Here is a 22,484-nt window from a genome sequence, read left to right on the forward strand (position 1 = left end):
TTCCGCAGCGTCAAGTGCCCCACTGAATGTTTACGGCGATACCGCGCTGCAATGCGGCCGACTGCTCGTCCCGCTTCTTAGCGGGCCGGGCTCGGTACGTACACCCGGAATGTCGAGCCTAAGCCGGGCTCGCTCTGCACCTCAACCCGGCCACCCAGATTTTCGGCGGTTTTCTTAACTGTGTACAGCCCTAAACCCGAGCCGTCTACATGGTCGTGAAACCGGCGGAACAAGGCAAACAGCTCGGCCTGCTGGGCTGCTGTCAGGCCCAGGCCATTGTCCTGTACCGTCAGGCACCAGTACCCGCCCTCGGTGCGGCAGGTCAGGCGCACATGCGGCGGCCGGTCGGGGTGGCGGTACTTGAGGGCGTTGCTGAGCAGGTTGTAGAGGATGCTGCGCAGGCTCTTGGCCGGAATAGCCACCACCGGGCAGGCCGCCGCGTCAACTTCCAGCGCGCCACCGGTTTGTTGCAGCGCAGGCAGCAGATCCTGGCGCAGGTCATCCACGACGGTTGCCAGCTCCACGGGCGGGGCAGCCGTATCCGCGGCCTGGTGCAATTGCAGCACTTCCCCGAGCTGCCCCAGCGTCCGCTGAAAGCGTACCACTGCGTCGTGCATCATTTGCACCAACGGACCCGTCGGCGCCGACGGGTCGGGCAGCTCCTCCTGCAACGCCTGCACGAGTCCCTCCAGGTTGGCGATGGGTCCGCGCAGGTCGTGGGAAGCCATGTACACAAAGCTGTCGAGGTCTGCGTTCACGCGGGTAAGCTGCTGGTTGAGGTCAAGCACCTGCTGGCGGGCTTTCACCTGCTCAGTTACATCGAAGGCAAACACATACACGCCGTCGACCTGCTGGAGCTCGTTGTAGCGCGCCTGAAAGGTGTGGTTGAAGTATGCTTCTTTGGGTCCGTGCGCATCTGTCCCCACGAAGGATAGCAGCACCTCTTGGTCCTGGTGGGTCTGCCCCGTGCGGTATACGTTCCGCAGGTGCTCCCACACGGCGCTCCCGTGAAACTCAGGCACTGCTTCGAGCAAGGGCTTTCCCAGCAGCTCGCGACCGGCCAACAGCTGCTGGTAGACCGGATTGACAAGCTCATATACAAAGTCAGGCCCCTGAAGCAGGCACATGGCGGCTGGAGCCTGCAGCACAAGCTGGCTGAGCCGCTGCCGCTCCCGCTCGGCCTGGGCCAGGGCCTCGTGCTCACGGCCCTGCGCCTGCACCATAGCGCGCCGGGCCTTCACTTCCTCGGTTACATTAACTGAGCTGTGAATGATGTACTGCAGCTGACCCTGGTCGTCAAACACGGGCGTATTGCGCGGCAGCCAGTGCCGTTCCACGAAGTGCCCCGGCCGTTCCGGATCGAGCACGTCGTAGTGCTGCAGGGCCATCTGGTGGGGCTGGCCCGTGGTAATGACGAGCTCCAGGGAGGCGCGCCAGTTGCGCACGGCATTGGCCTCGGGTGCTGCCGGGTTATCGGGAAAGGCATCGAAGAGGTAGCGTCCCACCAATTCCTCGCGCCGTTTCAGGGTGTTGGCCAGGTACGCGTCGCTCGCCGTAAGAATAATAAACCCGGGCGTGACGACGATGTACGAGTCCGGCACCGTTTCCAGCGCGCGTAACTGCTGGGCCAGCGTTGTGATAGGGTCGGCAGGGAGCATAGGCACGCTTAACGTGGCCCGCGAAAAAGAGGTTAGCTAAAGGCGTCGCTTCGGTGGCGCTGACGCCTCGTCTTTCCACCCCTTCGCGGCCAAGAGAAGAGACGCGTGCTTTTTCCGGGCAAGAGCCTGGAGCCGGCTGCCTGTTTTGCCCATAGACCCTTATCCTAAAGTCGGGGCTTTCACTTATGGCCGTACGTCTCATCCGCTATTGGGTGGAAGTCCGGCTGCCCGAAGGCATGTTGCATCCGCGCCACCTTGGCGTGACTGCATACTCCCCTGACGATGTGCTCTCACTGCTCCGCGCTTGTGCTGCCTATCTCCTGCCTAACCCGCCAGAGGCTGTCCACATCGTGGTCAACGCAGATGCAAGCACCCTGGACGCGGGCTATGAAACAACAGAAGGTCACCACGTCCATCACCCCGCTGTGTGTCCACTACCGGGAGTAAAATGTGCGCCGTATGACCATCCCCACCGCGACGCTCTCCAGGCGACTCGTTGACACGAGCGGCAGCTGCTCCGCGCCCTGCAGATCGTAATCCCACCGGCCCTCGGCCACGACCGGGTTACCGAAAGAATTCGTGTAGCGCACAAATAGGTTCAGTTCGATTTTGGGCGCCACGTAGTTGAGGCTAGCCCCGGCCTGGTAGGTAAGCGTGTGCTCCTGCACGGAGCTAAAGCGCCTGCTCTGGGAGCCATACTCGGGTTTGCCGAAGTAGATGGGGTGACGCTCCGTTGTTTTTTCGCCCATTGAGAGCGAAACTACTTGCACCCCCACGTGGGGACCGATGCTCAGGCGGCTGGCCGAGCCCAGGGGCAGGTACCGGTACAGGCGCAGCGGCACCTGGGCAGTGCCAAACGAGACGGTGGCTCCTTGACCGGTTTGCTCACGCGCGTCGATGGTCACGGCGGCTACGCTCCCCAGCCCCAGCCCGCTTTCCAGGCGCCACCCGCGTGGCCATGTGAAGGATGCAACCAGCTCGCCAGTGGGAAAGGCTACGCTATTCTTTAGCATCCATGCCCCCTGAGCCGGTTCTGCCTGGACTGAAAAATTGATATTACTGACTGCGGATACGCCAAAGGCCAAGCCCCGGGGCGGCAAACCGGTCTTTAGGAAAGCAGGACTAACCGATTGGGCGGAGCACGATCCTGCCACCAGGAGCACCGTGGCCGCAATACTCATTTTTTTCTGGTAGTTACTCATTCTGGTAGTTACTCATTAAGTAAGCGGGTGTAAAAGGACAGGGAACGACCAGTCTGGCCCAATAGTATTGCGAGAGCAATAGGAGCGTTTTCCCTTAACGTAGTGCGTTTAAGCAACCACCGTTTGCCTGAACACTGAAGCGGGCTACCGTCATTCTTCCGTGCTTTGTCACTCTCTACTATTCTGTACTCCATGCCCTTCGCCACCTTGCTTGTTGGAATCGCTCTTTCGGGGGCTTTGGGGCAGGTAACGCCACCAGACTGCCACGCGCTCAGCTTTCGTAACAAAGCCTATTTTGGGGGCACGGGCGTCATCTTCGCGCAGCCTCCCAACCCAGAATTTCTGCCTCTGCCCAAGCAATACCTTGCCTTGACCCTTGCCGAGGCCACCCGCGCCGATTCCTTCTTGTTGGCGGGACTGCCTACCCAACCCAGCCGGTCGTTCGCTCGCAATCGGCTGGAGCTGTACCAATTCGACCGGCAATACTGGGGCTTCATCGGCTCGGACGGTAGCCGGCAAGTGCTAGTTCATTTGATTCGACGAGGCCCCGCCAAACGTTTTATGAAGCACTATGACCACGCCCTGCGGTGCGACGTGGTACTCATCTTTTGCGAGGCGTGCAAAGTCGACATCCGCAATTATGTGGTATCGCTCGATACCCGGCAGGTACGGGCTTATTAAGCCAACTCAACTACGTGTTCAATTATTGGCTCGTTTGAGTGAACTGCCGCCGATGAGCATCCACTAGGCTGCTGCAGGCCCGCTACGGTTCAGTTTGAGTTCAAAAAACTCGTTCACGAAATCAAAGTTCAATAAACCCCAGGAGGGATGAGTTTCGTGAACTACCTAACGTCGCAGTGTTGCCATCTGTTATACACTGGTCGTACCCCTGCTAAGCAGCACCTGTTCTGGTTTAAAAAGGCACACAGCAGATAAGCGAGCAGAGGATGGCGGCATGCGGCTCGCAGCAAATGAGCACCCGGGTAACAGAAGACAATTGCTACCTTGCCTGCTGACTCATTCACCACTGCTATGTCTACCGAATCGGCCCGTCACCATTGGGAAAGTATTTACGCTACCAAGCAGCCCGACGAAGTCAGCTGGACCCAGCCAGTGCCCAAAACCTCTTTGGACTTCCTTCGCTCCTTTGGCCTGGATAAGCAGGCCCGCATCATCGACATCGGGGGCGGGGACAGTCACCTGGTCGATTTTCTGGTTGGTGAAGGGTACGGGAATGTCACCGTACTTGACATTTCCGAACATGCGCTAAACCGGGCGAAGCAGCGCCTGGGAAACCTGGCTGACCGGGTACAATGGATAGTTGCTGATGTGCTCACCTTCCGTCCGGAAACGACCTATGATGTCTGGCACGACCGCGCAGCGTTCCATTTTATGACGACCACAGCCCAGATCCGCGCCTACCTTGCCCTGGCCCGCCGCTCGGTGCGCGCCAATGGGTACCTGACCATCGGTACTTTCTCCGAGAATGGGCCCACGAAATGCAGTGGTCTGGAAGTGCGCCAGTACAGCGAGCTGACGCTGAGCAGCCAACTTCGCCGGGGCTTTGCCAAGCTTCGGTGCCTGACCGAGGACCACTGTACCCCTTTTAACACGGTGCAGAATTTCCTGTTCTGCTCATTCCAGCGTCAACTGGAAGCCGCTAACCAGCCGGAGAGATAATTCAGAGCCATCTGCGCTGCCGGTTACGGGTCCCGGACCTGCTAGTTTCCTCAGCGCTGGGTTAGCGCAGACGAAGGACTTCCGGCTGCACGCATTTCACGCAAACGGTTGTTTGCGACGCCGCAAGGCCAAGGAGCGCCAGTTCTGCCGATGTCAGGGCTTGGGCTGGCCGGTCATCTTCACTTCCCGCATGGCCAGGCTGTCGACCACCGTGGTGTAGATTTCCTCCAGGTCCTTGCCGTGCACGGCGTAGTAGTGGTAGCTGGCCCGAAACACCGAGTCGGTGACTTCCTTGTTCCAGAGCAGCTCCTGGTGCAGCTTGTTGTAAAGGGCCCGGGACGAGTCGGCCGACAGGCGGGAGGCTTCCACGCGGGCTTCGTTCAGGTGCACCTGGATCAGAAGCTGCACCATCCGCTCCTTGGTCAGCAGCTGATCCGGGGCCTGGGCTTCCTCGGGACGCTGGCACTGGGTCAGCAACAGGCTAAGCAGCAGCACCAAGCGGGTGGGGAGAGTTTTCACGGTGGTAAAGTTAACAGGAACGAGTAGTTTAGCTTTTATGAATACGCCCGCGGCCACCCCGTTTCAGCAGCTCGTGCGCAAGCTTCGGCAGATTGAGATTCGCATCCTCAAGGCCGTCGACGCTGAGCTGCAGGGCAACTTCGGCTCGGTGTTCAAGGGCACCGGCCTGGAATTCGACGACGTGCGCCTTTACCAGTATGGCGACGAGGTGCGGGCCATCGACTGGGCCGTATCGAGCAAGGGCCACGGCACGTTTGTCAAAACCTACAAGGAAGAACGCGAGCAGCAGGTTTTATTGCTGCTCGACGTGAGCGGCTCCCAGCGCGTGGGGGCCGAGGGGCGGCGCAAAATCGACGTGGGTCGGGAAATCTGCGGGATTCTGGCTCTGGCCGCTGCCCGGCAGGAAGCCCAGCTCGGCATCTTGGCGTTTTCCAACCAGAAAGAGCTGTACGTGGCCCCGGGCAAGGGTATTCGTCACGCCTACACCCTCATCAAGCGGTTGTTTGAGCTGGAGCCCAAGGCCCAGAGCACGGCCGTGGGCGCGGGCATCAAGCAGGCCCTGGGCATGCTCAAGCGCCGCACCATCGTGCTGCTGCTTTCCGACTTTATCGACACGGGCTTTGAGCGCGAGCTGACGATGCTGGCCCGCAAGCACGATCTGGTGGTGGTGCAGTTGCTCGACAAGCTGGAAAAGGAGTTTCCGCCCCTGGGCATCATTCCGCTGCTCGACCAGGAAACCGGCCGCACCGTGTGGGTGAACACCTCGTCGGAGGCTTTCCGGAACCGCTACCAGGCCAGCTTTGCCCAGAACCGGGACCAGATCGGGCAGATCTGCCGCCGCCACCGCACCGAGTTCCTCTCCATCACGACGCAGGCCGACTACGTGGGCCAGCTGGTGCACCTGTTCCGGCGCCGTAATCAGCGGGGAGGGCGGGCGTAGCATGAGGGCACCGCGCAACTTCCGGCTGCTGGCCGGCCTTGGTTTGCTGCTCGGCGCCGGGCCGGTCGTGGCCCAGCTGCCCACGGAGCTGCCCCAGGGCCGGTTTCTGCAGCCCACGGCCCGGGTCGGCGACGTGGTGGGCTACGAGCTGACCTACCGCCACCGCCCCGACCTGGAAATAATCTTTCCCGACTCTTCCGCCGAGTTCAGGCCGTTTGAGTTTGTGCGCAAGACGGCCCGCCCCACCCGCACGCGCAAGGGCGTGAGCCTGGATCAGACTGTGTACTACCTGCGCACCTTTGCCCTCGACTCGGTGCAGCAGCTACGCCTGCCGGTAACGCTGCTGCAGGGCACGGATACGCTCACGGTAGCTCCTGCCGAGCCCGCCCGGCTGCAGCTGCTGGCTACCGCACCCCTCACCCTACCCGACGGTCCGCCGGCCCTGCAGCAGAGCACCGCGCCCCTGCCGGTTGAGCAGCAGTTCAACTACCCCTACTGGCTGGCGGCGGCGGGCCTGCTGGTGCTGCTGGTAGCGGGGCTGGCTTTGGGCTTCGGCCGCCGGCTGCGGCAGCGCTACCAGCTTTACAAGCTGCGCAAAAACCACGTGTACTTCCTGGCCCAGTATGCCCGCCACATTGAGCGGTTCACCTTGTCCCGCTCGCTCAGCAACATGGAGCGGGCCATTACCCTCTGGAAAAACTACCTCACCGGCCTCGAAGACAACGCCATCAACAGCCTCACGACCAAGGAAATTGTGGCGCACTACCAGAACGACCTGGACGTGAGCCTGGCGCTGCGGGTGGCCGACCGGGTGATTTACGGCAACCAGTTCACCGACGACGAGGTGGAAACCGATGATGCCTTCGCCCGGCTGCGTACCTTCGCCGAGCGGCGCTACGCTCTGGTCACGGCATCGTTTCAGCAATAACCGTTGGTGAAAGCCGGCCTTTCTATTTTTCCCTTCCCTGCATGCTTGAACAGCTCTGGCTCCGGTTTCTGGCCCCGCTTGTGGAAGGGCTGCGCTACGCCACGCTGACAAGCTACAGCTGGGAGCACCCGCGCCTGCTGCTGCTGATTCCGCTGATTCCGCTTTTGTTTGGCCTGCGCTGGCTGCTGGCCAGTCGGCGGCGGGTGCGGCTGGGCGTGGCCTTCGTGCCCGGACAGGTCCGGCGCGACTGGACCGCCCTGCTGCGCTTCGTGCCCAACCTGGTGCTGGGCCTGAGTTTGGCGTTTGGGGTGGTCGCGCTGGCCCGCCCCCAGCGCACCGACGAGCGGGTGGTGCAGAACACTGAGGGCATCGATATTCTGCTGGTCATTGACGTGTCGGGCTCGATGGAGCTGCAGGATTTGCGGCCCAACCGCTTGGAGGCCGCTAAGCGCGTGGCCCACGACTTTATCCAGGGCCGGGTGGGTGACCGGATCGGCCTGGTCGTGTTTGCCGGCGACGCCTACTCCGTGATTCCCCTTACCACGGACTACGAGCTGCTGCGCCAGGAGCTGAGCCGGCTGAAGCTGGGCATGATTCCCAATGACGGCACCGCTATCGGCACGGCGCTGGGCGTGGCCACCAACCGCCTGCGGGAGTCCCCGAGCCGGACCAAGGTCTGCATCCTGCTGTCGGACGGGGAAAACACGGCTGGCTCCCTCGACCCGCTTACCGCTGCCCAGCTGGCCCACGCCTACGGGCTCAAGCTCTACACCATCGGGCTGGGCAAGGACGGCATCGTGCCCTACGGCACCGACGAGCAGGGCCGGCCCCGCTTTGTGGAAACCGAGCTCGACGAAACCACCATGCGGCAGCTGGCCCAGGTGGGCGAAGGCCAGTTTTTCCGGGCTACCGACAACGGCGCGCTGCAGCGGGTGTTCCGCCGCATCGACCGGTACGAGAAATCCGAAATCAAGCAGACCCGTTTTCGCAACACCCGGGACTACTACCGGGTTTACCTGTGGTGGTGCGTGGGCCTGTGGCTGCTGTGGCTGGCGCTTAAAAACACGTTCCTCACCAACGCGCTGGAAGATTAGCTTTTCACGATGCGGAACGTGGTTGACAGGCTGATTCCTGCCCCCGGCCACATTCCCCCTTCTTCCGCGCATTTCTCCCGATACTCATTAGCACATTCCCTAAAATGTCCATTGCCGATAACCTCCGCTTTTTCCAGAATGAGCTGCACGGCACCCCGGCCCGGCTGGTCGTCGTCACCAAAACCCACCCCGTGGAGCGGCTGCGCGAAGCGTATGAGGCGGGCGCCCGGCTGTTCGGGGAAAACAAGGTGCAGGAAATGGTAGCCAAGCAGCCCGAGCTGCCCGCCGACGTAGAGTGGCACCTGATCGGGCACCTGCAAACCAACAAGGTGAAGTACGTGGCGCCCTTCGTGCACACCATTCAAAGCATCGACTCCCTGCGCCTGCTGCTGGAGATTGACAAGCAGGCGGCCAGGCACAGCCGCGTTGTTCGGGGGCTGCTGCAGTTTCACGTCGCCCGGGAAGAAACCAAGTCGGGCCTGAGCCTGGCCGACGCAGAGGAGCTGCTCGGCTCGGAGGCTTTTCGCAACGCCCGCCACGTGCAGCTGACCGGCATTATGGGCATTGCCACCAACACCGACGACGCGGCGCAGGTGCAACGGGAGTTCCGGGAGTTGCGCGGCATCTTCGAGAAACTAAAGGCCCGCTACTTCGCCGATGAGCCCGCGTTTAGGGAGTTGTCCATGGGCATGAGTGCCGACTACCGCCTGGCCCTGGCCGAAGGCAGTACGCTGATCCGGGTCGGCAGCGCTATTTTTGGCGCCCGGAACTACGGGAAGGTTGATTGATGATTGTTGGTAGCTAAGAGCTGATTGCTATTCAGTCTCGCCCGGACCCGATTTCAACAACACCCATTCAACAGTCAGCTTTTAACAATCAACTTTCAACAATCAACAAATGACCGCTCGACTTATCATTCAGCTGGCTGCTCTGCTCGGGGGCCTGGGCGTGGGCATCGGGGCTTTCGGCGCCCACGGCCTGCGCAAGATGCTGGAAGCCTCGGGCCGCTTCGAAACATTCGAAACCGCGGTGCGCTACCAGTTCTACCACGCCCTGGCTTTGCTGGCCATTGGTATTCTGTACCTGCTGCGGCCCGAGCTGCGCACCCTGGGCGGGGCAGCGTGGTGCTGGCTGGGCGGGGTACTGCTGTTCAGCGGCTCGCTCTACCTGCTATGCTTTACCGGCATTACCAAGCTCGGGGCCGTGGCGCCCATCGGGGGGCTGCTCCTGATTGGCGGCTGGATCTGTGTGCTCCTGGCCGCCCGGCAGCTGTAGTTTAGCTCCTCGTGCTTAACTGCGGCAGCCTGACCAGGCAGCCGAGAGTAAGCCCCGTATCGGCCCAATAAAAAAAGCGACCCGTGCACGACGGGCCGCTTTTTTTATTGGCTTAGTGGAGAGCTGACTAGGAAGCCTTGCGCTTCATCTTCACCTTGGTTTCGCCGGCTTTGGCTTTCACCTTGGTTTCCTTCTCGGTGGCTTCGGCACCCTTCACGTCCGAGGCCGTGGCGGTCGTGGTAGCGGCGGTTACGTCGCCCACCAGCTCTACCATGGCGTTGCCGCTCATGGAGTTCGACTCGATGGTCAGGACTTTGCTTTGCATACCCATTTTACCCGAGCTATTGAACTTGGCCGAGATGGTGCCGGTCTTGCCGGGCATAACCGGGTCACGGGTCCAGTCCGGCACCGTGCAGCCGCAGCTAACGCCGATGTTGGAGATAATCAGGGGCTGGGTGCCCACGTTCTTGAACTTGAAGGTGTGCTCCACGATGTCACCGGTCTTGATCGAGCCGAAGTTGTACTTCATCTCGTCAATCTGGATCTGCGGACCAGCTACTTTATCCTGCGCGGTAGCAGGCTTGGCAGCCGTTGACTGAGCCTGAGCAGAGAAGCCGGCCGTCGAGAGCATCAGGGCCAGAATAAGTGCTTTTTTCATGGATGGAGGGTGTTAAAAGGTTGGGGTTAACAAAAATACAGGTTTTAGCGGGCCTGGCAAATGTACGGCCAGTTTTGCCGGCGCCGGGGCAAAGCGGAATAAAGCGCGGGCAAAGCCCGGCTCTGCGGCCCCTACCCGACTACGGAATTCCCAGCGGCTGGTAAGATACGGGCTAAGTGGGCTCGGCCGCGTCGGCCAGCAGCTTCTGGTTGAAGTTTAGCAGGAACAGCCGCTCGGCCGCGCGGGTCACGGCGGTATACAGCCAGCGGGCAAACTCGGCGTTCACCATGTCCTCCTTGAGAAAGCCGTGGTCCACGAACACCGCCTGCCACTGCCCACCCTGGGCTTTGTGGCAGGTCAGGGCATAGGCAAACTTCACCTGCAGGGCGTTCAGAAACGGGTCCTTGCGCAGGGCTGCGCTTTTCTCCCGCTTGGTGGGCAGGTGGGCGTAGTCTCCCAGCACGGCCTGGTAGAGCGCGTTGCTGCGGTCGGCCGGCAGGGCGGGGCTTTCGGTGTGCAGGGTGTCGAGCAGGAGCTTAATCTCGATTTCCTCCTCGTCGGGGTAGTCCACGAAGCGGATGCGGGCGTCGGCGAAGCGGAAGCCGAACAGCTCCTGCCGCCGCACGATCTTGCTGATCTGCACAAAGTCGCCGTTGGCCAGAAAGCCCATTTCCGAGTCCTTGGGCAGCCAGAAGTAGTTGTTGCGCACCACCATCAGGTAGTCGCCCGACTCGATTTCCTCTTCCGCGTCAAACAAAGTCCGCCGGATCATCTGGTTGTAGAGGTTGGCGTTTTTGTTGGATCGGCAGATGATGGTGGTGTTCTCGTGCCCGTAGTTGCGGTACGCCCAGCGCAGGCCGTCCTCGAGCTTGTCGCCGTTCATCCGGAAGATGTCGGGGTAGCCCTTGGTGTGAAACTGGATGTGGGGCTGCTCTTCGCGCAGCTCCTCGCGCAGAATGGTGGCATTTACCAGAATACCCGACTCCTCTGCCTGGCGCATCACCTGGCGCAGCTCCACCCCATCCACCTTGGCGCGAAAGCGGTGGGCCAGCTGGGCCGGGTCGAGGGCGGGGCTGAGCAGCTGGCCCACGGGCGGCAGCTGGGCCGTGTCGCCGATGAGGAGCAGGCGGTTGGTGGGCTTCTCAAACACGTAGCCCATCAGGTCGTCGAGCAGGCCGTTTTCGCCAAAGGCCTTTTCGTCGGAAATCATCGAGGCCTCGTCCACGATGTAAAGCATGTCGGCCGTACGGTTGGGCTGGCGCTGAAAGGACAGCTTCTCCGACGGGGAGCCCGAGGTCTGCCGGTAGATCTTCTTGTGAATGGTGCTGGCGGCCACGCCCGAGTAGGTGCTCATCACCTTGGCGGCCCGGCCGGTGGGCGCCATCAGCGTGTACTTGCGTTGCATCCGGTGCAGCCACTGCACCAGGGCGCTGACGACGGTCGTCTTACCGGTACCGGCGTAGCCGCGCAGCACAAACACCTTGCGGCCCGGCAGCTCATCGCGCAGAAACTCATCAAGCCGCCCGAACAGCTCCGCCTGGTCCTGGGTAGGCTCGTAGGGGAAATAGTCGCGGACGGAATTGGTACGAATGGAAAGCATTCAGCGGGAAATTGGGCGAAGGAACGTTGGGTAGTATAAGAAATAAAAAGACGTATTGACTAACCGATGAACTTGCTACCGGAACAGCGTACGTCTATGCTCAGTTTCCAAAAAGCCGGTCATTCCGAGCATTAGTAAATCAACGAAGCGGTAGAGATGCTTCGACTTCGCTTTGCTCCGCTCAGCATAACATCCTTTTTCACGACGTCAGCACACAAGCTTAGCTGCGCTGACCTCCGGTTACTCGGCAAGCTCAGCATGATGTGCTAAAGTCAGTTTACTGCGGCTCAATCACGGCCATCGTCGCGGTGGCTTTGGCAATGAGCTTGTCGTCGCACCAGACTTCGGCTTCGCAGAAATGCAGGCGGCGGCCGGCTTTGAGCACCCAGCCTTTGGCCACAATCTTCTGACCTACGCCGGGGTTCAGGTACGACACCTTCAGCTCCGCCGTCACCATGCCATGGTCGTCGGGAATCAGGGTGACGCCCGCAAAACCGGCCACGAGGTCGGCCATGGTAGCGACGAGGCCGCCGTGGGCAAAACCGCGCTGCTGCTGGTGCTGCTGGGCCAAAGCCAGCTCGGCCTCCACCCGGCCGGGCTCGATAACGGTGAGGTCGGCGCCAATCAGGTGCATGAAGTGCTGACGGGTAAGCTTGCGGCGGATGCGGGCGACGAGTTCGGCGTCGGGGGCGGCTTGGTCGGGAGTTGTCATTGCCCAAAGGTACGGCGCCCCCTTGCCATACCAACCCGGAATTCGGGTCGTTAACCAGTAAAATGACGGTGGAGCAAGGCTTGTTTGTTGGGTGCTTTGTTTTTCCTTTGCGGCCCCGACCCCGGCTGCGCCAACTAAAAACCGGCCTTCCCGGTTGCTGAAGCGTACTGCTAGTTTTATGCCTGACTCCCCCGAGCTTCCTGACCTCCCCGACCCGGCTTCGCTGCTGGCCGCGTACGCCAACCGGGTCCGCGTCCGTGTCTGTGGGCTGCTGGTGCAGGAGGGCGCGCTGCTCCTCGCTGCCCACCGGGGGCTGCTGGCCGACGGCTCGGTGTTCTGGTCCCCGCCCGGCGGAGGCTGGGAGTTTGGCGAAACCGTGCAGCAGTGCCTGACCCGGGAGTTCCGGGAAGAAACCGGGCTGGACGTCAAGGTGGGGCGCTTTCTGCACCTGCACGAGTTTAAGCGCGACGACCTGCAGGCCCTGGAGCTGTTTTTCGAGGTGACGGCGACGGACGCCACCGCCCGCCCGCGCCGGGGCCTCGACCCCGAGCACGCCGTGGATGCCCAGCTGCTGACCCGCCTGGCCTTCATGACGCCCCGGCAGTTCGGGGCCATGCACCCCGAGCAGCTGCACCCGGTGCTGCGTCACATTATCAGCCCCGACGACGTCTACATTCCCCACCTACAGTTCCAGAAGTAGGTTTTTAGTTATCAGTTGTTCGTTATCGGTTGTCAGAAGAATTTTCACTGATACCTGACAACGAACAACTGACAACTGACTGCTACCTTTAACGACGAGTTTTCGCGCCCCTACTGATTCGTTCGTGTCTTCATCTGCTTCCGCTGTGGTTTCGGCCACGTCCCTACCCGCTGCCCTGACCCGTCTGCGCGACGAAACGCTGGACCCGGCCAATCCGGCGACTTACAACCTGTACCTGACGACCGGCCCGGCCGGTATCCGGGTGGGGCTGGCGGATATCAAGCGCAACAAGTTCGTGCTGCTCGAAGACTACGTTCTGACATCCGACCAGCCCCTGGCCGCGCAGCTGGCGGCGCTGCGGAGTCAGCACGACCTGCTGGGCCTCTCGGGCTGGAACCGGGTGCTGCTGGCGGTGCAGAACCGGGCCTTTACGCTGCTGCCGGCGCCCCTTTTCCGCGCCGGCGACGAAGCCCGCTACCTGAGCCTGCACTACGCGCCCAATCCGGAGCAGGAGAAAGTGCTGCACCACAGCCACCGGAGCCAGGATATCGTGAGCGTGTTTGCCGCCGACCGGGAGCTGGTGCGCTGGTTTCAGCGGGCCTACCCCACCGGCCGGGTGCTGCACCAGACCAGCGCCCTGCTGGAAGGCGCCGTGCACCAGAGCGAGCAGGCTGTGCCCCGCCACCTCTACCTGAGCATCGGGCAGCAGGAAATGACTTTGGTGGCGGTGCATCATAAGCGCCCCGAGTTCTGCAACGTCTTCTCGTTCAGCACGCCTGAAGATCTGATCTACTACACCATCCTGGCCATGCAGGAGCTACAGCTCAACCCCGACCAGGATGCGCTGGTCGTGTGGGGCGACCTGACCCACGACTCCGAGCTGTTCACGATTCTGCGCAAGTACATCCGCAACGTGCGCTTCGGTATGCGCCCGTTCGACCTCACCTACAGCTACCGGCTCAACGAGGTGTTTGAATACCGCTACTTCGAGCTTTACAGCCTCCACCTCTGCGAGTAGGCTTCTCCCAGGGGCAGATGGGCTTCTAACGAAAGACCCCGCCAGCGGCGTGGGCCGGCGCGAAAAGGCAAGCCTTTTATACTCAAAAGCCCCACGTAGTGCTACGCCGGGGCTTTTCCGTTTATCAGTGCTTTCTTTGCGCTCGGTCCCGGGCGACAGGCAGCGCCTGTACCGGCATCAGCCTATTTCCCACCTCAGTACACAAACCAGGATGCGCATTGCCCTCTTTCCCGGCTCGTTTGACCCCTTCACCAACGGCCACCTCGACGTGGTGCGGCGCGGGGCAGTGCTGTTTGACGAGGTTATCATTGCCATCGGCAACAACAGCAGCAAGCAGCGCTACCTGCCCGTGGAGCAGATGCAAAGCCAGATTGCCCGGCTGTTTGAAGACGAGCCCCGGGTATCGGTACAGACCTACAAGGGCCTTACTGCGGACTTTGCCCGGCAGGTAGGCGCCCAGTTTCTGCTGCGCGGACTGCGCAACACCACCGACTTCGAGTACGAGAATACCATTGCCCAGGCCAACCGGCACGTGAACCCGGGGCTGGAAACCGTCTTTTTGATCACGGCCCCGGCCCTGGCAGCCATCAGCTCCACCATCATCCGGGAAATTCACCGGTTCGGGGGCAACGTCGACGACTTCGTGCCGTTTCCGCTGCCGGTTCCGCCCCCGATCCAGTAGCGGCTAGCGGCGCGACACGATGCGCACGCCCACCAGCTTTTGGGTGTTCTTGGGGTCCGAAACGGGTAGCACAATGTAGTTGGGGGCCGTCAGGCTCAGGTTGCCCCGGCGCATCAGCTCGTCTTCGTCGGAGCCGACCAGCACCACGTCCAGCACCTTGCGGGTGCGGGCATTGAAGGTGACCACCAGCGTGGAGCCGTTCTTCTCGAACGTGTTGATCCAGTCTTCGCCTTTGGTGGTTTTCATCTGCTCAGCCGTCGGTTCGAGGCCAATGGCTTCGTCCTTGGTTTCGAGCGGAGCTCCCAGGGAGCGGCGCAGCTGGTCGATATTGCGGCCTACCAGGGCCGGCATGTCGATGGGGCTCGGATTGATGACCGTGGGCTGCTGGGCCATCGGGTCGCGGTTTTCAGAAGCATTCTGCGTACCGGTGCAGGCAGCCAGGCCCAGGAGCAACAGGAAAGGAAAGGGACGGAAGGAGCGCATACGCAACAACTAGGGTGAACTACTAAGCAAGGGTAGAAACGAAAGCGGCCGCGACGGGCAGACCACCTATTTGGCGGAAGACTGCTTCGAGGTGGAAGTACCGGCGGTTTCGCCCAGGTAATGGCGGACCACCAGCTCAATCGAGGCATACGCCTCGGGCAGCACGTTCAGCGCTTCCTGGGGCGTCATCCACCGGACCTCTTCGATGTACTCTTCCGCCTGGGGCTTCATAAGCGAGTCGTCGAGGCACTGCATGATGTACCAATTCGTTTTTTTCAGGATTTTGTTGCCGTTGTACGCATACGAGTGCCAGGTGCTGGGCAGTTTCTCGCCCAGCTCCACCTTGATGTTACACTCCTCCTCCACCTCGCGCAGGGCACCCTGGGCCGGGTCCTCGTCCTTTTTCAGCTTACCCTTGGGCAGGTCCCACTTACCGAGCCGGTAGATCATCAGCAGCATTCCATCCTTTACCACCAGTCCGCCGGCGGCTTTGGCAATGCGGAACTGATCTTTGAGGTGCAGGATCAGACGGCTCTTCTTGCGGGCCAGCATGGTCAGGGACTTCAGCTTTTTCAGCTTTTTCACCTCCATCAGGCGCAGCAGCCGGTCCACGAACACGTCGGTGACATCGCGCACGAGCACGTCCCCGGCCAGGTCCTTCGAGATAAACTCGTCGTCGGCGTTCAGGATCAGGTCGTAACGGTGCTTGGACACTTTGTCGCTGGTCTTTTTAATGATCAGCGGGATGTCGTTGATGAAAACATTCATCGCAGGGCAATCTGAAGGAAAAATGAAAGAGAAGGCAAAAGCAGAACTTCGGGCCGGATGGCAGCGTATCGAAACGCCGCGCAAAACCCAGGAACGGACGGGCAAGATACGAGTTGGCGGCAGTTCCGTTGTACGGTTGAGGCAGCACTACGGCTGAGCCGTGCGCAAACTAAGCGCCGGACCCGGAAAACCCCTGCCTGGGCCCGGCATCCCTACCTTTGCCCTATGAAGAAAATCGGTTTGCTTTCCGACACCCACAGCTACCTCGACAGCCGCATCCTGCATCACCTGCGCGGCTGCGACGAAATCTGGCACGCGGGCGACTTCGGCACGGCGGCCGTGGCCGAGCAGCTGGCGGAGGTGGCTCCGCTGCGGGGCGTGTACGGCAACATCGACGGGCGCGACGTACGCCTGACCCAGCCCCTGGTGCAGTCGTTTGAGCTGGAAGGGCTGAAAGTCCTCATTACCCACATCGGCGGCTACCCCGGGCGCTATTCCCCGGCGGCCCGGACGCTGCTGCAGCAGGAGCGGCCCGGTCTGTTCATCTCCGGCCACTCCCATATCCTGAAGGTGATGCCCGACCCGCGCCTGCGGCTGCTCCACCTCAATCCTGGGGCCGCCGGCCGGCACGGCTTTCACAACACCCGCACCCTGCTGCGCTTCGAGGTTGCCCAGGGTAAGGTGCAGGGGCTGCAGGTAGTGGAGCTGGGGCCGCGCACCGAGGCGGGCAGCGGACAATAAAAAAAGCGTCCTTCCCGCAGGAACGACGCTTTCTTTCGTATTGGCAGCAACCGACGCTGAAGACGGAGCCTTGTACCGCCCGCCGGGGCCGGCAGTACGGCGGTGCTACTCGGCGGTTTCGGTAGCCGCAGCCTTGGGAGCCGGAGCGGTGCCGCCGTTGAAGCGGGATTTCAACTCTTCGATGTCCACGTTCTTCAGAACGGGGGTCAGCAGCAGTTGCTTGATGATGCGCTGCTTGTTGTTGGCGCGGGCAATGTTCTTGCGGTGCTTCCGCTTCAGTCGGGTGACGCTCATATCCGGGTCGGTTATTGTCTTTTTCTTTGTCTTCTCCTAAAAGGAACGGCAAAAGTAAGTCTTATTTTTGAAACCAGAAACAGCTTTTCATTCCTTCTCCCCTGACCTGATGCCTGATCCGATAATTGACCTGCGCTCCGACACCGTTACCCGCCCCTCCGCCGCCATGCTCGACGCCATGCTGCGGGCCCCCGTGGGCGACGACGTGTACGAGGAAGACCCGACGGTACGGGCCCTGGAAGACGCCGCCGCGGCCCGCTTCGGGCTGGAAGCCGGCCTGTTCTGCCCGTCCGGCACCATGACCAACCAGATTGCCATCAAAGCCCACACCGAGCCCCTGTCGGAGGTTATCTGTGAGCAGACGGCGCACGTGTACCTCTGGGAAGTGGGCGGCATTGCCTTCCACTCGGGCGCCTCGGTAGCCCTGATTCCCGGCGACCGGGGCCGCGTAACAGCCGCCCAGGTGGAAGCCGCCATCCGCCCCGACGACAACGTGCACTACCCGACCTCCAACCTGGTGTGCCTCGAAAACACCAGCAACCGTGGGGGCGGCAGCTGCTACTCCATGGAAACCATTGCCGCCATTGCCGAAGTAGCGCGGCGCCGCAAGCTGGCCATGCACCTCGACGGTGCCCGCATCTTCAACGCTTTGGTGGCCACCGGGCAGCGGGCTGAGGACTACGGACAGTACTTCGACTCTATTTCGGTGTGCCTTTCCAAAGGGCTGGGTACGCCGGTGGGCTCGGTGCTGCTGGGCAGCAAGGCCTTTGTGCACAAGTGCCGCCGCATCCGCAAGGTGATGGGCGGGGGCATGCGCCAGGCCGGCATCCTGGCCGCCGCCGGCCTCTACGCCCTGGAGCACAACGTGGACCGGCTGGCCGATGACCACCGCCACGCCCGGGAGCTGGGCGCCACGCTGCAGGAGCAGTCGTACGTGGCGGAGGTGCTGCCGGTGGAAACCAACCTGGTCATCTTCCGCCTCCGCGACGAGGTAAAGCCTGAAAGCTTCCTGAACCATCTTGGTCAGCATGGCATCCGGGCCTCGTCGTTCGGCCCCCAGATGATCCGGTTCGTCACGCACCTCGACGTGGACGATGCCATGATCGGGCGCGTACAGCAGGCGTTGGTGGCGTTGTCGGCCTAAGTGCCTCTAGTCAGCAGAGCCGACGGGTGCCGGGCGCTCGTCGGCTTTGTCGGCTAAATGCAGCACCAGCAGCCCGACCAAGGCCGCCAGCAGGGAGCCGATGATGACCGCCAGCTTCGCCAGGTCGACGCGGGCGGGCTCGGTGAAGGAAAGGTTGGCAATGAAGATGGCCATGGTAAAGCCGATGCCGGCCGTAAAGCCCAGCCCCAGCAGCTTAAACCACGTTACCCGTTCCGGCAGCGTTGAAATGCCGGCCTTTACCGCCAGCCAGGTAGCCCCGAAGATGCCGAGCGGCTTGCCCAGCAGCAGCCCCAGTCCGATGCCTATGCCCAGGGGGCTGAGCAGCTCCCCAAAGGTGCCGGCGGAAAGCACAATAGCGGTGTTGGCCAATGCGAAAACCGGCAGAATCAGGTAGTTGATGGGCTTGTGCAGCGCGCCTTCCAGCTGCTCGATCGAAGCAGTCGGTATGGTGAGGGCCAGCAGCACGCCGGCAATAGTGGCATGCACGCCGGATTTGAGCACGCAGAACCACAGCCCCAGCCCCAGCAGAAAGTACAGCGGCAGCCAGCTTACCTTCAGGCGGTTCAGCACGACCAGCGCCCCGAATATTCCAGCGGCGCCCAGCAGGTAGCTCGTGTGCAGCTCGGCGGTGTAGAACAGGGCAATGATGACCACGGCCAGCAGGTCATCGATGATGGCCAGGGCGGTGAGAAACACCCGCAGGCCGAACGGCACTTTGTCGCCGAGCAAAGACAGAATTCCAAGGGAAAAGGCAATGTCGGTGGCAGTGGGCGTGGCCCAGCCGTGGCTGGTGGGCGTACCGGCATTGAAGAGCAGGTAGATACCGGCCGGCACCGCTACGCCGCCCACCGCGGCCAGTACCGGCAGCAGGGCGTGGCGCACGTCGGCCAGCTCGCCGTACAATACCTCACGCTTGATTTCCAGTCCTACCAGAAAGAAGAACACGACCATCAGTCCGTCGTCTACCCAGTGGGCCATGGTTTTCTCCAGAGGGCCCCAGCCCAGGTGGGTTTCCCAGAAGTGCAGGTAAGAGCCGCCCCAGGCAGAGTTGCTTACCAGCAGCGACACTGCCGTGGCCAGCAGCAGCAGCAGGCCCGACAGCTTGCCGCTTTCGGAAAGTTCGCGGATCGGCAGGATAATTTGACGTAAGGGCATTCGGAAGGGGCAGGAAGTCTCTGCCGCCCAAAGTTGGCTGGTTTTTACGGAAGCAGCGGGGAAGGCGGCAGCACTGCTTACGGCTACTTCCTCGTATATACCGTCCGGACGGCTTTCCGCATCTTTGCCCGCCCCGTAGTGGCAGGATCTCCCCTGCTTACTTGCTTATTCCCGCCTTGGCCCATGAACCTGTTTGTTATTGGTGACGTGCACGGCTGCTTTCACACGCTGGAAGAGCTCCTGACATACTGGCGGCCTGATCAGGAGCGGCTGGTGCAGGTCGGCGACCTGATGGATCGGGGCAACTTTGCCCCCGAAACGGTGGCGCTGGCCAGGCAGCTCGAAGCCCGGCACGGCGAACAGGTCGTGTTTCTGAAAGGCAACCACGAAGTCGGGATGCTGCGCTACTACGGGCCCCAGGGCCCCTACCCCAACTGGCTCCTGTGGGGCGGGCAGCACACGATCCGGCAGTACCGCAGCTACCCCGAGCTGCTGCCCGACCACCTGACCTGGCTGGCCGAACGGCCTCTTGTGTGGGAAAACGACGACGTGATAGTCAGCCACGCCGGGTTTGCCGATACGCCCAACCCGCTCGACGAAGACAACCCCGACGGAATCCTGTGGCGGCGCGGCCCGTTGCTCGACGTGGGCAAGGTGCAGGTAATCGGCCACACGCCCACGCCCGACGGCCGCCCGGCCTTCGACCCGGAATCCCGCACCCTAAACCTCGACACCGGGGCCGTGTATGGCCGCTGCCTGTCCGCCGCCCGCCTCTCGCCCACCGGAATGATCCGGGAGCTGATTTCAATTCCCACTCACCCCATCGACCGTGCCCGAGCCTGACCTCTCCCCCGCCCTGCGCCACCTCAGCCAGGCGGACCCCGTGCTGGCCGCCATCATCCGGGACGGGCGACCGCTAAAGCCCAGTGCCCACGAAGACGTCTACCACGCCCTGCTCACCGCCATCGTGGGGCAGCAGATTTCGGTAAAGGCCGCGGCCGCCATCTGGAAAAAGGTGCAGGCTTTGTTTCCACCCGACGGCTACCCCGAGCCAGCCGCACTGCTGGCTATGTCGGATGAGGAGCTGCGGGCCGCCGGCATCTCGCGGCAGAAAGCGGGCTACCTGCGCGCCATTGCCGACTTCGCTTTGCGGGGGCAACTCGACTACACGTTTATCAACGGCCTCGACGAAGATGCCCTTACCCGCCACCTCACCGCCATCAAGGGCGTGGGCCGCTGGACGGCGCAGATGCTGCAGATGTTCGCCCTCGACCAGCCCGATGTTTTTCCCGAAGGCGACCTGGGCATTCAGAACGCAATGCGGCGGTATTACGGCCTCACCGAAACCGGCAAAGCCCTGCTTTCCCGCATGAGCCAGCTGGCCGAAGCCTGGCGTCCCTACCGGACCGTGGCCAGCAAGTACCTGTGGCAGTCGTTGGACAACACGCCGACCAAATAGCCCCGGCTATTCCGGCTCCTGGCCGTTGGCCTCGGCCCGCTTCTGGTCGAAGTACGTGACAATCATAGCCACGAAAATGCCCACAAACGGCAGGCAAAACCCGATCAGCAGCCACCGCCACAGGGAACGGTCGTTCATATGCGCAATGTAGGCCGTAATCAGCGACGACGGAATACACAGGATGAACACGAAGAACAGAGCGTCAATTAGCATTCGGCGTGGGTTCGAACAGGAAAAGAAAGTAGAAAGCAGGTGCCGGAAGCGTTGTTACGACAAGGTGCCGGCCTTAGCCTACCAGTACGCTTCCGGCACCTGACGTAGCTGTGCTTCGGGCTGCCAGCCCTCGGGCCGGAGCCGGGGATAGTACCAGCGGGCCCCGCCGGCCAGCCACTGCTGGCGGTACTGCCGGGCGGCTTCCACGGAATAATCGTGGTAGCCGAACTCGGCCCCGCAGCACTCGCAGCTGCTGTGGTCGGGCTCGTTTTCGGCGGGGCCCCAGGGCGAGGCGTCGTAGTCGAGCCCGCATACGCGACAGTTCCACATACGACCTAGCGGACCTTGCCGCGCTTGACGAGGTAGGCGTACAGCACCTTGTCGAATGGCTCCCGGATGTCGACCGGCACGAAGTCAATCTTGTACTGCCCGCAGCGCAGCACCAGCTCCTGCTCATATGCTTTCATGGCCGTGCGGTAGGCGTCGCGCACCTGGTTGGGCTGCAGCTTGATTTCCTCGCCGGTTTCGATGTCCTCGAACAGATACGGGCGCTCGGCAAAGTCGAAGTCGGCCTCGGTGGCGCGGTCCATCACGTGCAGCAGCAGCACCTCGTGCTGCTGGTGGCGCAGGTGCTGCAGGGCCTGCAGGCCGGCAGTCTGCTCCTCGGGCGAGCGGCCCAGCATGTCGCTGAACAGCACAACCAAGGAGCGTTTGGGAATCTGCTGGGCAATCTGGTGGATAACCCCGGCCACGTCGGTGGAGCGACGCTCGGCGGCGGGGCGGTCGAGCAGCTGCTGCAGGGTAAGCAGCAGCGTGTGGCGGTGCGAGGTGGTCGAGCGCACCGGCGTCTGCAGCTCCACGGTGTCGGCAAAGGTGACGAGGCCCACCGCGTCGCGCTGCTTTTGCAGCAGGGTCGTGAGGGCCGCCGCGCAGAGAATGGCAAACCGCAGCTTGTCGTGGCTGGGCTTGGGGTAGTACATGCTCGGGCTCACGTCGAGCAGCAGGTGGCAGCGCAGGTTGGTTTCCTCCTCGTAGCGCTTCACGAACAGCTTGTCGGTGCGGGCCAGCACTTTCCAGTCGAGGTGGCGCGTGCTTTCGCCCGGGTTGTAGAGGCGGTGCTCCGAGAACTCCACCGAAAACCCATGGTAGGGCGACTGGTGCAGGCCCGTGATAAAGCCTTCGACCAGCTGCCGGGCCAGGAATTCGAGGTTTTCAAACGAGCGAACAGCCGCCAGGTCCAGGGGTTGAGCCATGTGGAAAAGAGGTGAAGTAGTAAGGTGGACCGGTGATGGGCGCTGCCAGCCCCGGTTAGGGACAGCCGTTATTCAAACAGGGAGGACTTCCTTCGGTTCAGCCCGGTGAAAGCAGCCCCGCCCGGCCAGATTCCCTGGCTGATAAAGGAAGCCGGACCGGGTTAGTTCCGGTGGCCTGCCCCGGCGGGACGGAGACCAGGCAAAGATACCGTCGGCGCGGCCGAAAATCTTGCCAGCCAAATTTTTAAATCCCGTAGCATAGCTATACTTTAGCCTGAAATTCAATC

The 22,484-nt window shown here is 62.0% G+C and carries 27 protein-coding genes; 14 read left to right on the forward strand and 13 right to left on the reverse strand.

Annotated features, from left to right (window positions below; translation table 11 throughout):
- Window positions 1-77 precede the first annotated feature (77 nt).
- Window positions 78-1,658 carry a sensor histidine kinase gene (locus LJY25_RS09590; protein ID WP_227608103.1) on the reverse strand — a complete coding sequence of 527 codons (1,581 nt, stop codon included), beginning with the start codon at window positions 1,656-1,658 and terminating at the stop codon, window positions 78-80.
- Window positions 1,659-2,092: 434 nt separating this feature from the next.
- Window positions 2,093-2,671 (reverse strand): hypothetical protein, encoded by a 579-nt coding sequence (locus LJY25_RS09595; protein ID WP_227608104.1) that lies wholly within the window; start codon window positions 2,669-2,671, stop codon window positions 2,093-2,095.
- A 381-nt stretch (window positions 2,672-3,052) separates the two neighbouring features.
- Here LJY25_RS09595 and LJY25_RS09600 point away from each other — a divergent pair, with 381 nt between their 5' ends.
- Together LJY25_RS09600 and LJY25_RS09605 are read left to right on the forward strand one after the other, a co-directional pair.
- Entirely contained in the window at window positions 3,053-3,541 is a 489-nt protein-coding gene (locus LJY25_RS09600) for a hypothetical protein (RefSeq protein ID WP_227608105.1), read from the forward strand.
- Window positions 3,542-3,892: 351 nt separating this feature from the next.
- A complete protein-coding gene (locus LJY25_RS09605) occupies window positions 3,893-4,540 on the forward strand; it encodes a class I SAM-dependent methyltransferase (protein WP_227608106.1) in 648 nt (215 codons plus the stop codon).
- 153 nt (window positions 4,541-4,693) lie between these two features.
- Here the strand turns inward: LJY25_RS09605 and LJY25_RS09610 are convergent, their stop codons facing one another.
- Window positions 4,694-5,059: a DUF4296 domain-containing protein gene (locus LJY25_RS09610; RefSeq protein WP_227608107.1), complete on the reverse strand. Its 366-nt coding sequence runs from the start codon at window positions 5,057-5,059 to the stop codon at window positions 4,694-4,696.
- A gap of 37 nt (window positions 5,060-5,096) precedes the next feature.
- On the opposite strand from LJY25_RS09610, the gene LJY25_RS09615 reads away from it, so the two are divergent.
- The 5 genes from LJY25_RS09615 to LJY25_RS09635 all read left to right on the forward strand — a co-directional run bounded on the left by LJY25_RS09615 (window position 5,097) and on the right by LJY25_RS09635 (window position 9,296).
- Window positions 5,097-5,999, forward strand: a complete 903-nt coding sequence (locus LJY25_RS09615) for a DUF58 domain-containing protein (protein WP_227608108.1) — start codon at window positions 5,097-5,099, stop codon at window positions 5,997-5,999.
- A gap of 1 nt (window position 6,000) precedes the next feature.
- Window positions 6,001-6,927 (forward strand): hypothetical protein, encoded by a 927-nt coding sequence (locus LJY25_RS09620; RefSeq protein ID WP_227608109.1) that lies wholly within the window; start codon window positions 6,001-6,003, stop codon window positions 6,925-6,927.
- Window positions 6,928-6,968: 41 nt separating this feature from the next.
- Entirely contained in the window at window positions 6,969-8,021 is a 1,053-nt protein-coding gene (locus LJY25_RS09625; protein WP_227608110.1) for a vWA domain-containing protein, read from the forward strand.
- A gap of 104 nt (window positions 8,022-8,125) precedes the next feature.
- Window positions 8,126-8,809, forward strand: coding sequence for a YggS family pyridoxal phosphate-dependent enzyme (locus LJY25_RS09630; protein WP_227608111.1), 684 nt, complete (start codon window positions 8,126-8,128; stop codon window positions 8,807-8,809).
- A gap of 109 nt (window positions 8,810-8,918) precedes the next feature.
- A complete protein-coding gene (locus tag LJY25_RS09635; RefSeq protein ID WP_227608112.1) occupies window positions 8,919-9,296 on the forward strand; it encodes a DUF423 domain-containing protein in 378 nt (125 codons plus the stop codon).
- Between the two features lie 127 nt (window positions 9,297-9,423).
- Here LJY25_RS09635 and LJY25_RS09640 read toward each other — a convergent pair whose 3' ends face one another.
- The 3 genes from LJY25_RS09640 to LJY25_RS09650 all read right to left on the reverse strand — a co-directional run bounded on the left by LJY25_RS09640 (window position 9,424) and on the right by LJY25_RS09650 (window position 12,266).
- The gene (locus LJY25_RS09640) at window positions 9,424-9,954 is read right to left on the reverse strand and encodes a DUF1573 domain-containing protein (RefSeq protein WP_227608113.1); all 531 of its coding nucleotides are present in this window, start codon (window positions 9,952-9,954) and stop codon (window positions 9,424-9,426) included.
- Window positions 9,955-10,126: 172 nt separating this feature from the next.
- Entirely contained in the window at window positions 10,127-11,554 is a 1,428-nt protein-coding gene (locus LJY25_RS09645; RefSeq protein WP_227608114.1) for an ATP-dependent DNA helicase, read from the reverse strand.
- Between the two features lie 277 nt (window positions 11,555-11,831).
- Window positions 11,832-12,266 carry a PaaI family thioesterase gene (locus LJY25_RS09650; protein WP_227608115.1) on the reverse strand — a complete coding sequence of 145 codons (435 nt, stop codon included), beginning with the start codon at window positions 12,264-12,266 and terminating at the stop codon, window positions 11,832-11,834.
- A gap of 178 nt (window positions 12,267-12,444) precedes the next feature.
- Here LJY25_RS09650 and LJY25_RS09655 point away from each other — a divergent pair, with 178 nt between their 5' ends.
- From LJY25_RS09655 to coaD, 3 genes are all read left to right on the forward strand, one after another.
- Window positions 12,445-12,966 (forward strand): NUDIX domain-containing protein, encoded by a 522-nt coding sequence (locus tag LJY25_RS09655; protein WP_227608116.1) that lies wholly within the window; start codon window positions 12,445-12,447, stop codon window positions 12,964-12,966.
- 124 nt (window positions 12,967-13,090) lie between these two features.
- Window positions 13,091-13,984: a DUF3822 family protein gene (locus LJY25_RS09660; protein ID WP_227608117.1), complete on the forward strand. Its 894-nt coding sequence runs from the start codon at window positions 13,091-13,093 to the stop codon at window positions 13,982-13,984.
- A 211-nt stretch (window positions 13,985-14,195) separates the two neighbouring features.
- Entirely contained in the window at window positions 14,196-14,666 is a 471-nt protein-coding gene (gene coaD, locus LJY25_RS09665) for a pantetheine-phosphate adenylyltransferase (RefSeq protein ID WP_227608118.1), read from the forward strand.
- Window positions 14,667-14,669: 3 nt separating this feature from the next.
- Here coaD and LJY25_RS09670 read toward each other — a convergent pair whose 3' ends face one another.
- Complete coding sequence (locus LJY25_RS09670) at window positions 14,670-15,149, reverse strand: hypothetical protein (protein WP_227608119.1); 480 nt, start codon at window positions 15,147-15,149, stop codon at window positions 14,670-14,672.
- Window positions 15,150-15,215: 66 nt separating this feature from the next.
- On the reverse strand, window positions 15,216-15,917 hold the full coding sequence (locus LJY25_RS09675; RefSeq protein ID WP_227608120.1) for an NUDIX hydrolase: 702 nt from the start codon (window positions 15,915-15,917) through the stop codon (window positions 15,216-15,218).
- Between the two features lie 225 nt (window positions 15,918-16,142).
- Here LJY25_RS09675 and LJY25_RS09680 point away from each other — a divergent pair, with 225 nt between their 5' ends.
- Window positions 16,143-16,658, forward strand: coding sequence for a metallophosphoesterase family protein (locus tag LJY25_RS09680; RefSeq protein ID WP_227608121.1), 516 nt, complete (start codon window positions 16,143-16,145; stop codon window positions 16,656-16,658).
- A 105-nt stretch (window positions 16,659-16,763) separates the two neighbouring features.
- On the opposite strand, the gene LJY25_RS09685 is transcribed toward LJY25_RS09680, so the two are convergent.
- Window positions 16,764-16,952, reverse strand: a complete 189-nt coding sequence (locus LJY25_RS09685; protein ID WP_227608122.1) for a hypothetical protein — start codon at window positions 16,950-16,952, stop codon at window positions 16,764-16,766.
- A gap of 109 nt (window positions 16,953-17,061) precedes the next feature.
- Between LJY25_RS09685 and ltaE the strand changes: the two genes are divergently transcribed.
- On the forward strand, window positions 17,062-18,096 hold the full coding sequence (gene ltaE, locus LJY25_RS09690) for a low-specificity L-threonine aldolase (protein WP_227608123.1): 1,035 nt from the start codon (window positions 17,062-17,064) through the stop codon (window positions 18,094-18,096).
- A gap of 6 nt (window positions 18,097-18,102) precedes the next feature.
- Here ltaE and nhaA read toward each other — a convergent pair whose 3' ends face one another.
- Window positions 18,103-19,272: a Na+/H+ antiporter NhaA gene (gene nhaA / locus LJY25_RS09695; RefSeq protein ID WP_227608124.1), complete on the reverse strand. Its 1,170-nt coding sequence runs from the start codon at window positions 19,270-19,272 to the stop codon at window positions 18,103-18,105.
- A 183-nt stretch (window positions 19,273-19,455) separates the two neighbouring features.
- Between nhaA and LJY25_RS09700 the strand changes: the two genes are divergently transcribed.
- Window positions 19,456-20,115 carry a metallophosphoesterase family protein gene (locus tag LJY25_RS09700; protein WP_227608125.1) on the forward strand — a complete coding sequence of 220 codons (660 nt, stop codon included), beginning with the start codon at window positions 19,456-19,458 and terminating at the stop codon, window positions 20,113-20,115.
- Window positions 20,102-20,731, forward strand: a complete 630-nt coding sequence (locus LJY25_RS09705) for a DNA-3-methyladenine glycosylase family protein (RefSeq protein WP_227608126.1) — start codon at window positions 20,102-20,104, stop codon at window positions 20,729-20,731. Before LJY25_RS09700 ends, LJY25_RS09705 begins: the two co-directional genes overlap by 14 nt.
- A gap of 6 nt (window positions 20,732-20,737) precedes the next feature.
- Here LJY25_RS09705 and LJY25_RS09710 read toward each other — a convergent pair whose 3' ends face one another.
- The 3 genes from LJY25_RS09710 to LJY25_RS09720 all read right to left on the reverse strand — a co-directional run bounded on the left by LJY25_RS09710 (window position 20,738) and on the right by LJY25_RS09720 (window position 22,197).
- Entirely contained in the window at window positions 20,738-20,944 is a 207-nt protein-coding gene (locus tag LJY25_RS09710) for a hypothetical protein (RefSeq protein ID WP_227608127.1), read from the reverse strand.
- 78 nt (window positions 20,945-21,022) lie between these two features.
- Window positions 21,023-21,274, reverse strand: coding sequence for a hypothetical protein (locus tag LJY25_RS09715; protein ID WP_227608128.1), 252 nt, complete (start codon window positions 21,272-21,274; stop codon window positions 21,023-21,025).
- 5 nt (window positions 21,275-21,279) lie between these two features.
- Window positions 21,280-22,197: a DUF58 domain-containing protein gene (locus LJY25_RS09720; protein ID WP_227608129.1), complete on the reverse strand. Its 918-nt coding sequence runs from the start codon at window positions 22,195-22,197 to the stop codon at window positions 21,280-21,282.
- Window positions 22,198-22,484 lie beyond the last annotated feature (287 nt).

It is taken from the genome of Hymenobacter translucens (assembly GCF_020685205.1).
Classification (GTDB): domain Bacteria; phylum Bacteroidota; class Bacteroidia; order Cytophagales; family Hymenobacteraceae; genus Hymenobacter; species Hymenobacter translucens.

Excerpts from the sequence above, each read along its gene's own strand:
- LJY25_RS09600 (WP_227608105.1), top strand. The coding sequence starts at position 3,053 with ATGCCCTTCGCCACCTTGCTTGTTGGAATCGCTCTTTCGGGGGCTTTG.
- LJY25_RS09680 (WP_227608121.1), top strand. The coding sequence starts at position 16,143 with ATGAAGAAAATCGGTTTGCTTTCCGACACCCACAGCTACCTCGACAGC.
- LJY25_RS09715 (WP_227608128.1), bottom strand. The coding sequence starts at position 21,274 with ATGTGGAACTGTCGCGTATGCGGGCTCGACTACGACGCCTCGCCCTGG.
- LJY25_RS09595 (WP_227608104.1), bottom strand. The coding sequence starts at position 2,671 with ATGCTAAAGAATAGCGTAGCCTTTCCCACTGGCGAGCTGGTTGCATCC.
- LJY25_RS09710 (WP_227608127.1), bottom strand. The coding sequence starts at position 20,944 with ATGCTAATTGACGCTCTGTTCTTCGTGTTCATCCTGTGTATTCCGTCG.
- LJY25_RS09675 (WP_227608120.1), bottom strand. The coding sequence starts at position 15,917 with ATGAATGTTTTCATCAACGACATCCCGCTGATCATTAAAAAGACCAGC.
- LJY25_RS09615 (WP_227608108.1), top strand. The coding sequence starts at position 5,097 with ATGAATACGCCCGCGGCCACCCCGTTTCAGCAGCTCGTGCGCAAGCTT.
- LJY25_RS09590 (WP_227608103.1), bottom strand. The coding sequence starts at position 1,658 with ATGCTCCCTGCCGACCCTATCACAACGCTGGCCCAGCAGTTACGCGCG.
- LJY25_RS09620 (WP_227608109.1), top strand. The coding sequence starts at position 6,001 with ATGAGGGCACCGCGCAACTTCCGGCTGCTGGCCGGCCTTGGTTTGCTG.
- LJY25_RS09670 (WP_227608119.1), bottom strand. The coding sequence starts at position 15,149 with ATGCGCTCCTTCCGTCCCTTTCCTTTCCTGTTGCTCCTGGGCCTGGCT.
- ltaE (WP_227608123.1), top strand. The coding sequence starts at position 17,062 with ATGCCTGATCCGATAATTGACCTGCGCTCCGACACCGTTACCCGCCCC.
- LJY25_RS09655 (WP_227608116.1), top strand. The coding sequence starts at position 12,445 with ATGCCTGACTCCCCCGAGCTTCCTGACCTCCCCGACCCGGCTTCGCTG.
- LJY25_RS09700 (WP_227608125.1), top strand. The coding sequence starts at position 19,456 with ATGAACCTGTTTGTTATTGGTGACGTGCACGGCTGCTTTCACACGCTG.
- LJY25_RS09685 (WP_227608122.1), bottom strand. The coding sequence starts at position 16,952 with ATGAGCGTCACCCGACTGAAGCGGAAGCACCGCAAGAACATTGCCCGC.
- LJY25_RS09605 (WP_227608106.1), top strand. The coding sequence starts at position 3,893 with ATGTCTACCGAATCGGCCCGTCACCATTGGGAAAGTATTTACGCTACC.
- LJY25_RS09625 (WP_227608110.1), top strand. The coding sequence starts at position 6,969 with ATGCTTGAACAGCTCTGGCTCCGGTTTCTGGCCCCGCTTGTGGAAGGG.
- LJY25_RS09720 (WP_227608129.1), bottom strand. The coding sequence starts at position 22,197 with ATGGCTCAACCCCTGGACCTGGCGGCTGTTCGCTCGTTTGAAAACCTC.
- LJY25_RS09650 (WP_227608115.1), bottom strand. The coding sequence starts at position 12,266 with ATGACAACTCCCGACCAAGCCGCCCCCGACGCCGAACTCGTCGCCCGC.
- LJY25_RS09630 (WP_227608111.1), top strand. The coding sequence starts at position 8,126 with ATGTCCATTGCCGATAACCTCCGCTTTTTCCAGAATGAGCTGCACGGC.
- LJY25_RS09635 (WP_227608112.1), top strand. The coding sequence starts at position 8,919 with ATGACCGCTCGACTTATCATTCAGCTGGCTGCTCTGCTCGGGGGCCTG.
- nhaA (WP_227608124.1), bottom strand. The coding sequence starts at position 19,272 with ATGCCCTTACGTCAAATTATCCTGCCGATCCGCGAACTTTCCGAAAGC.
- LJY25_RS09645 (WP_227608114.1), bottom strand. The coding sequence starts at position 11,554 with ATGCTTTCCATTCGTACCAATTCCGTCCGCGACTATTTCCCCTACGAG.
- coaD (WP_227608118.1), top strand. The coding sequence starts at position 14,196 with ATGCGCATTGCCCTCTTTCCCGGCTCGTTTGACCCCTTCACCAACGGC.
- LJY25_RS09640 (WP_227608113.1), bottom strand. The coding sequence starts at position 9,954 with ATGAAAAAAGCACTTATTCTGGCCCTGATGCTCTCGACGGCCGGCTTC.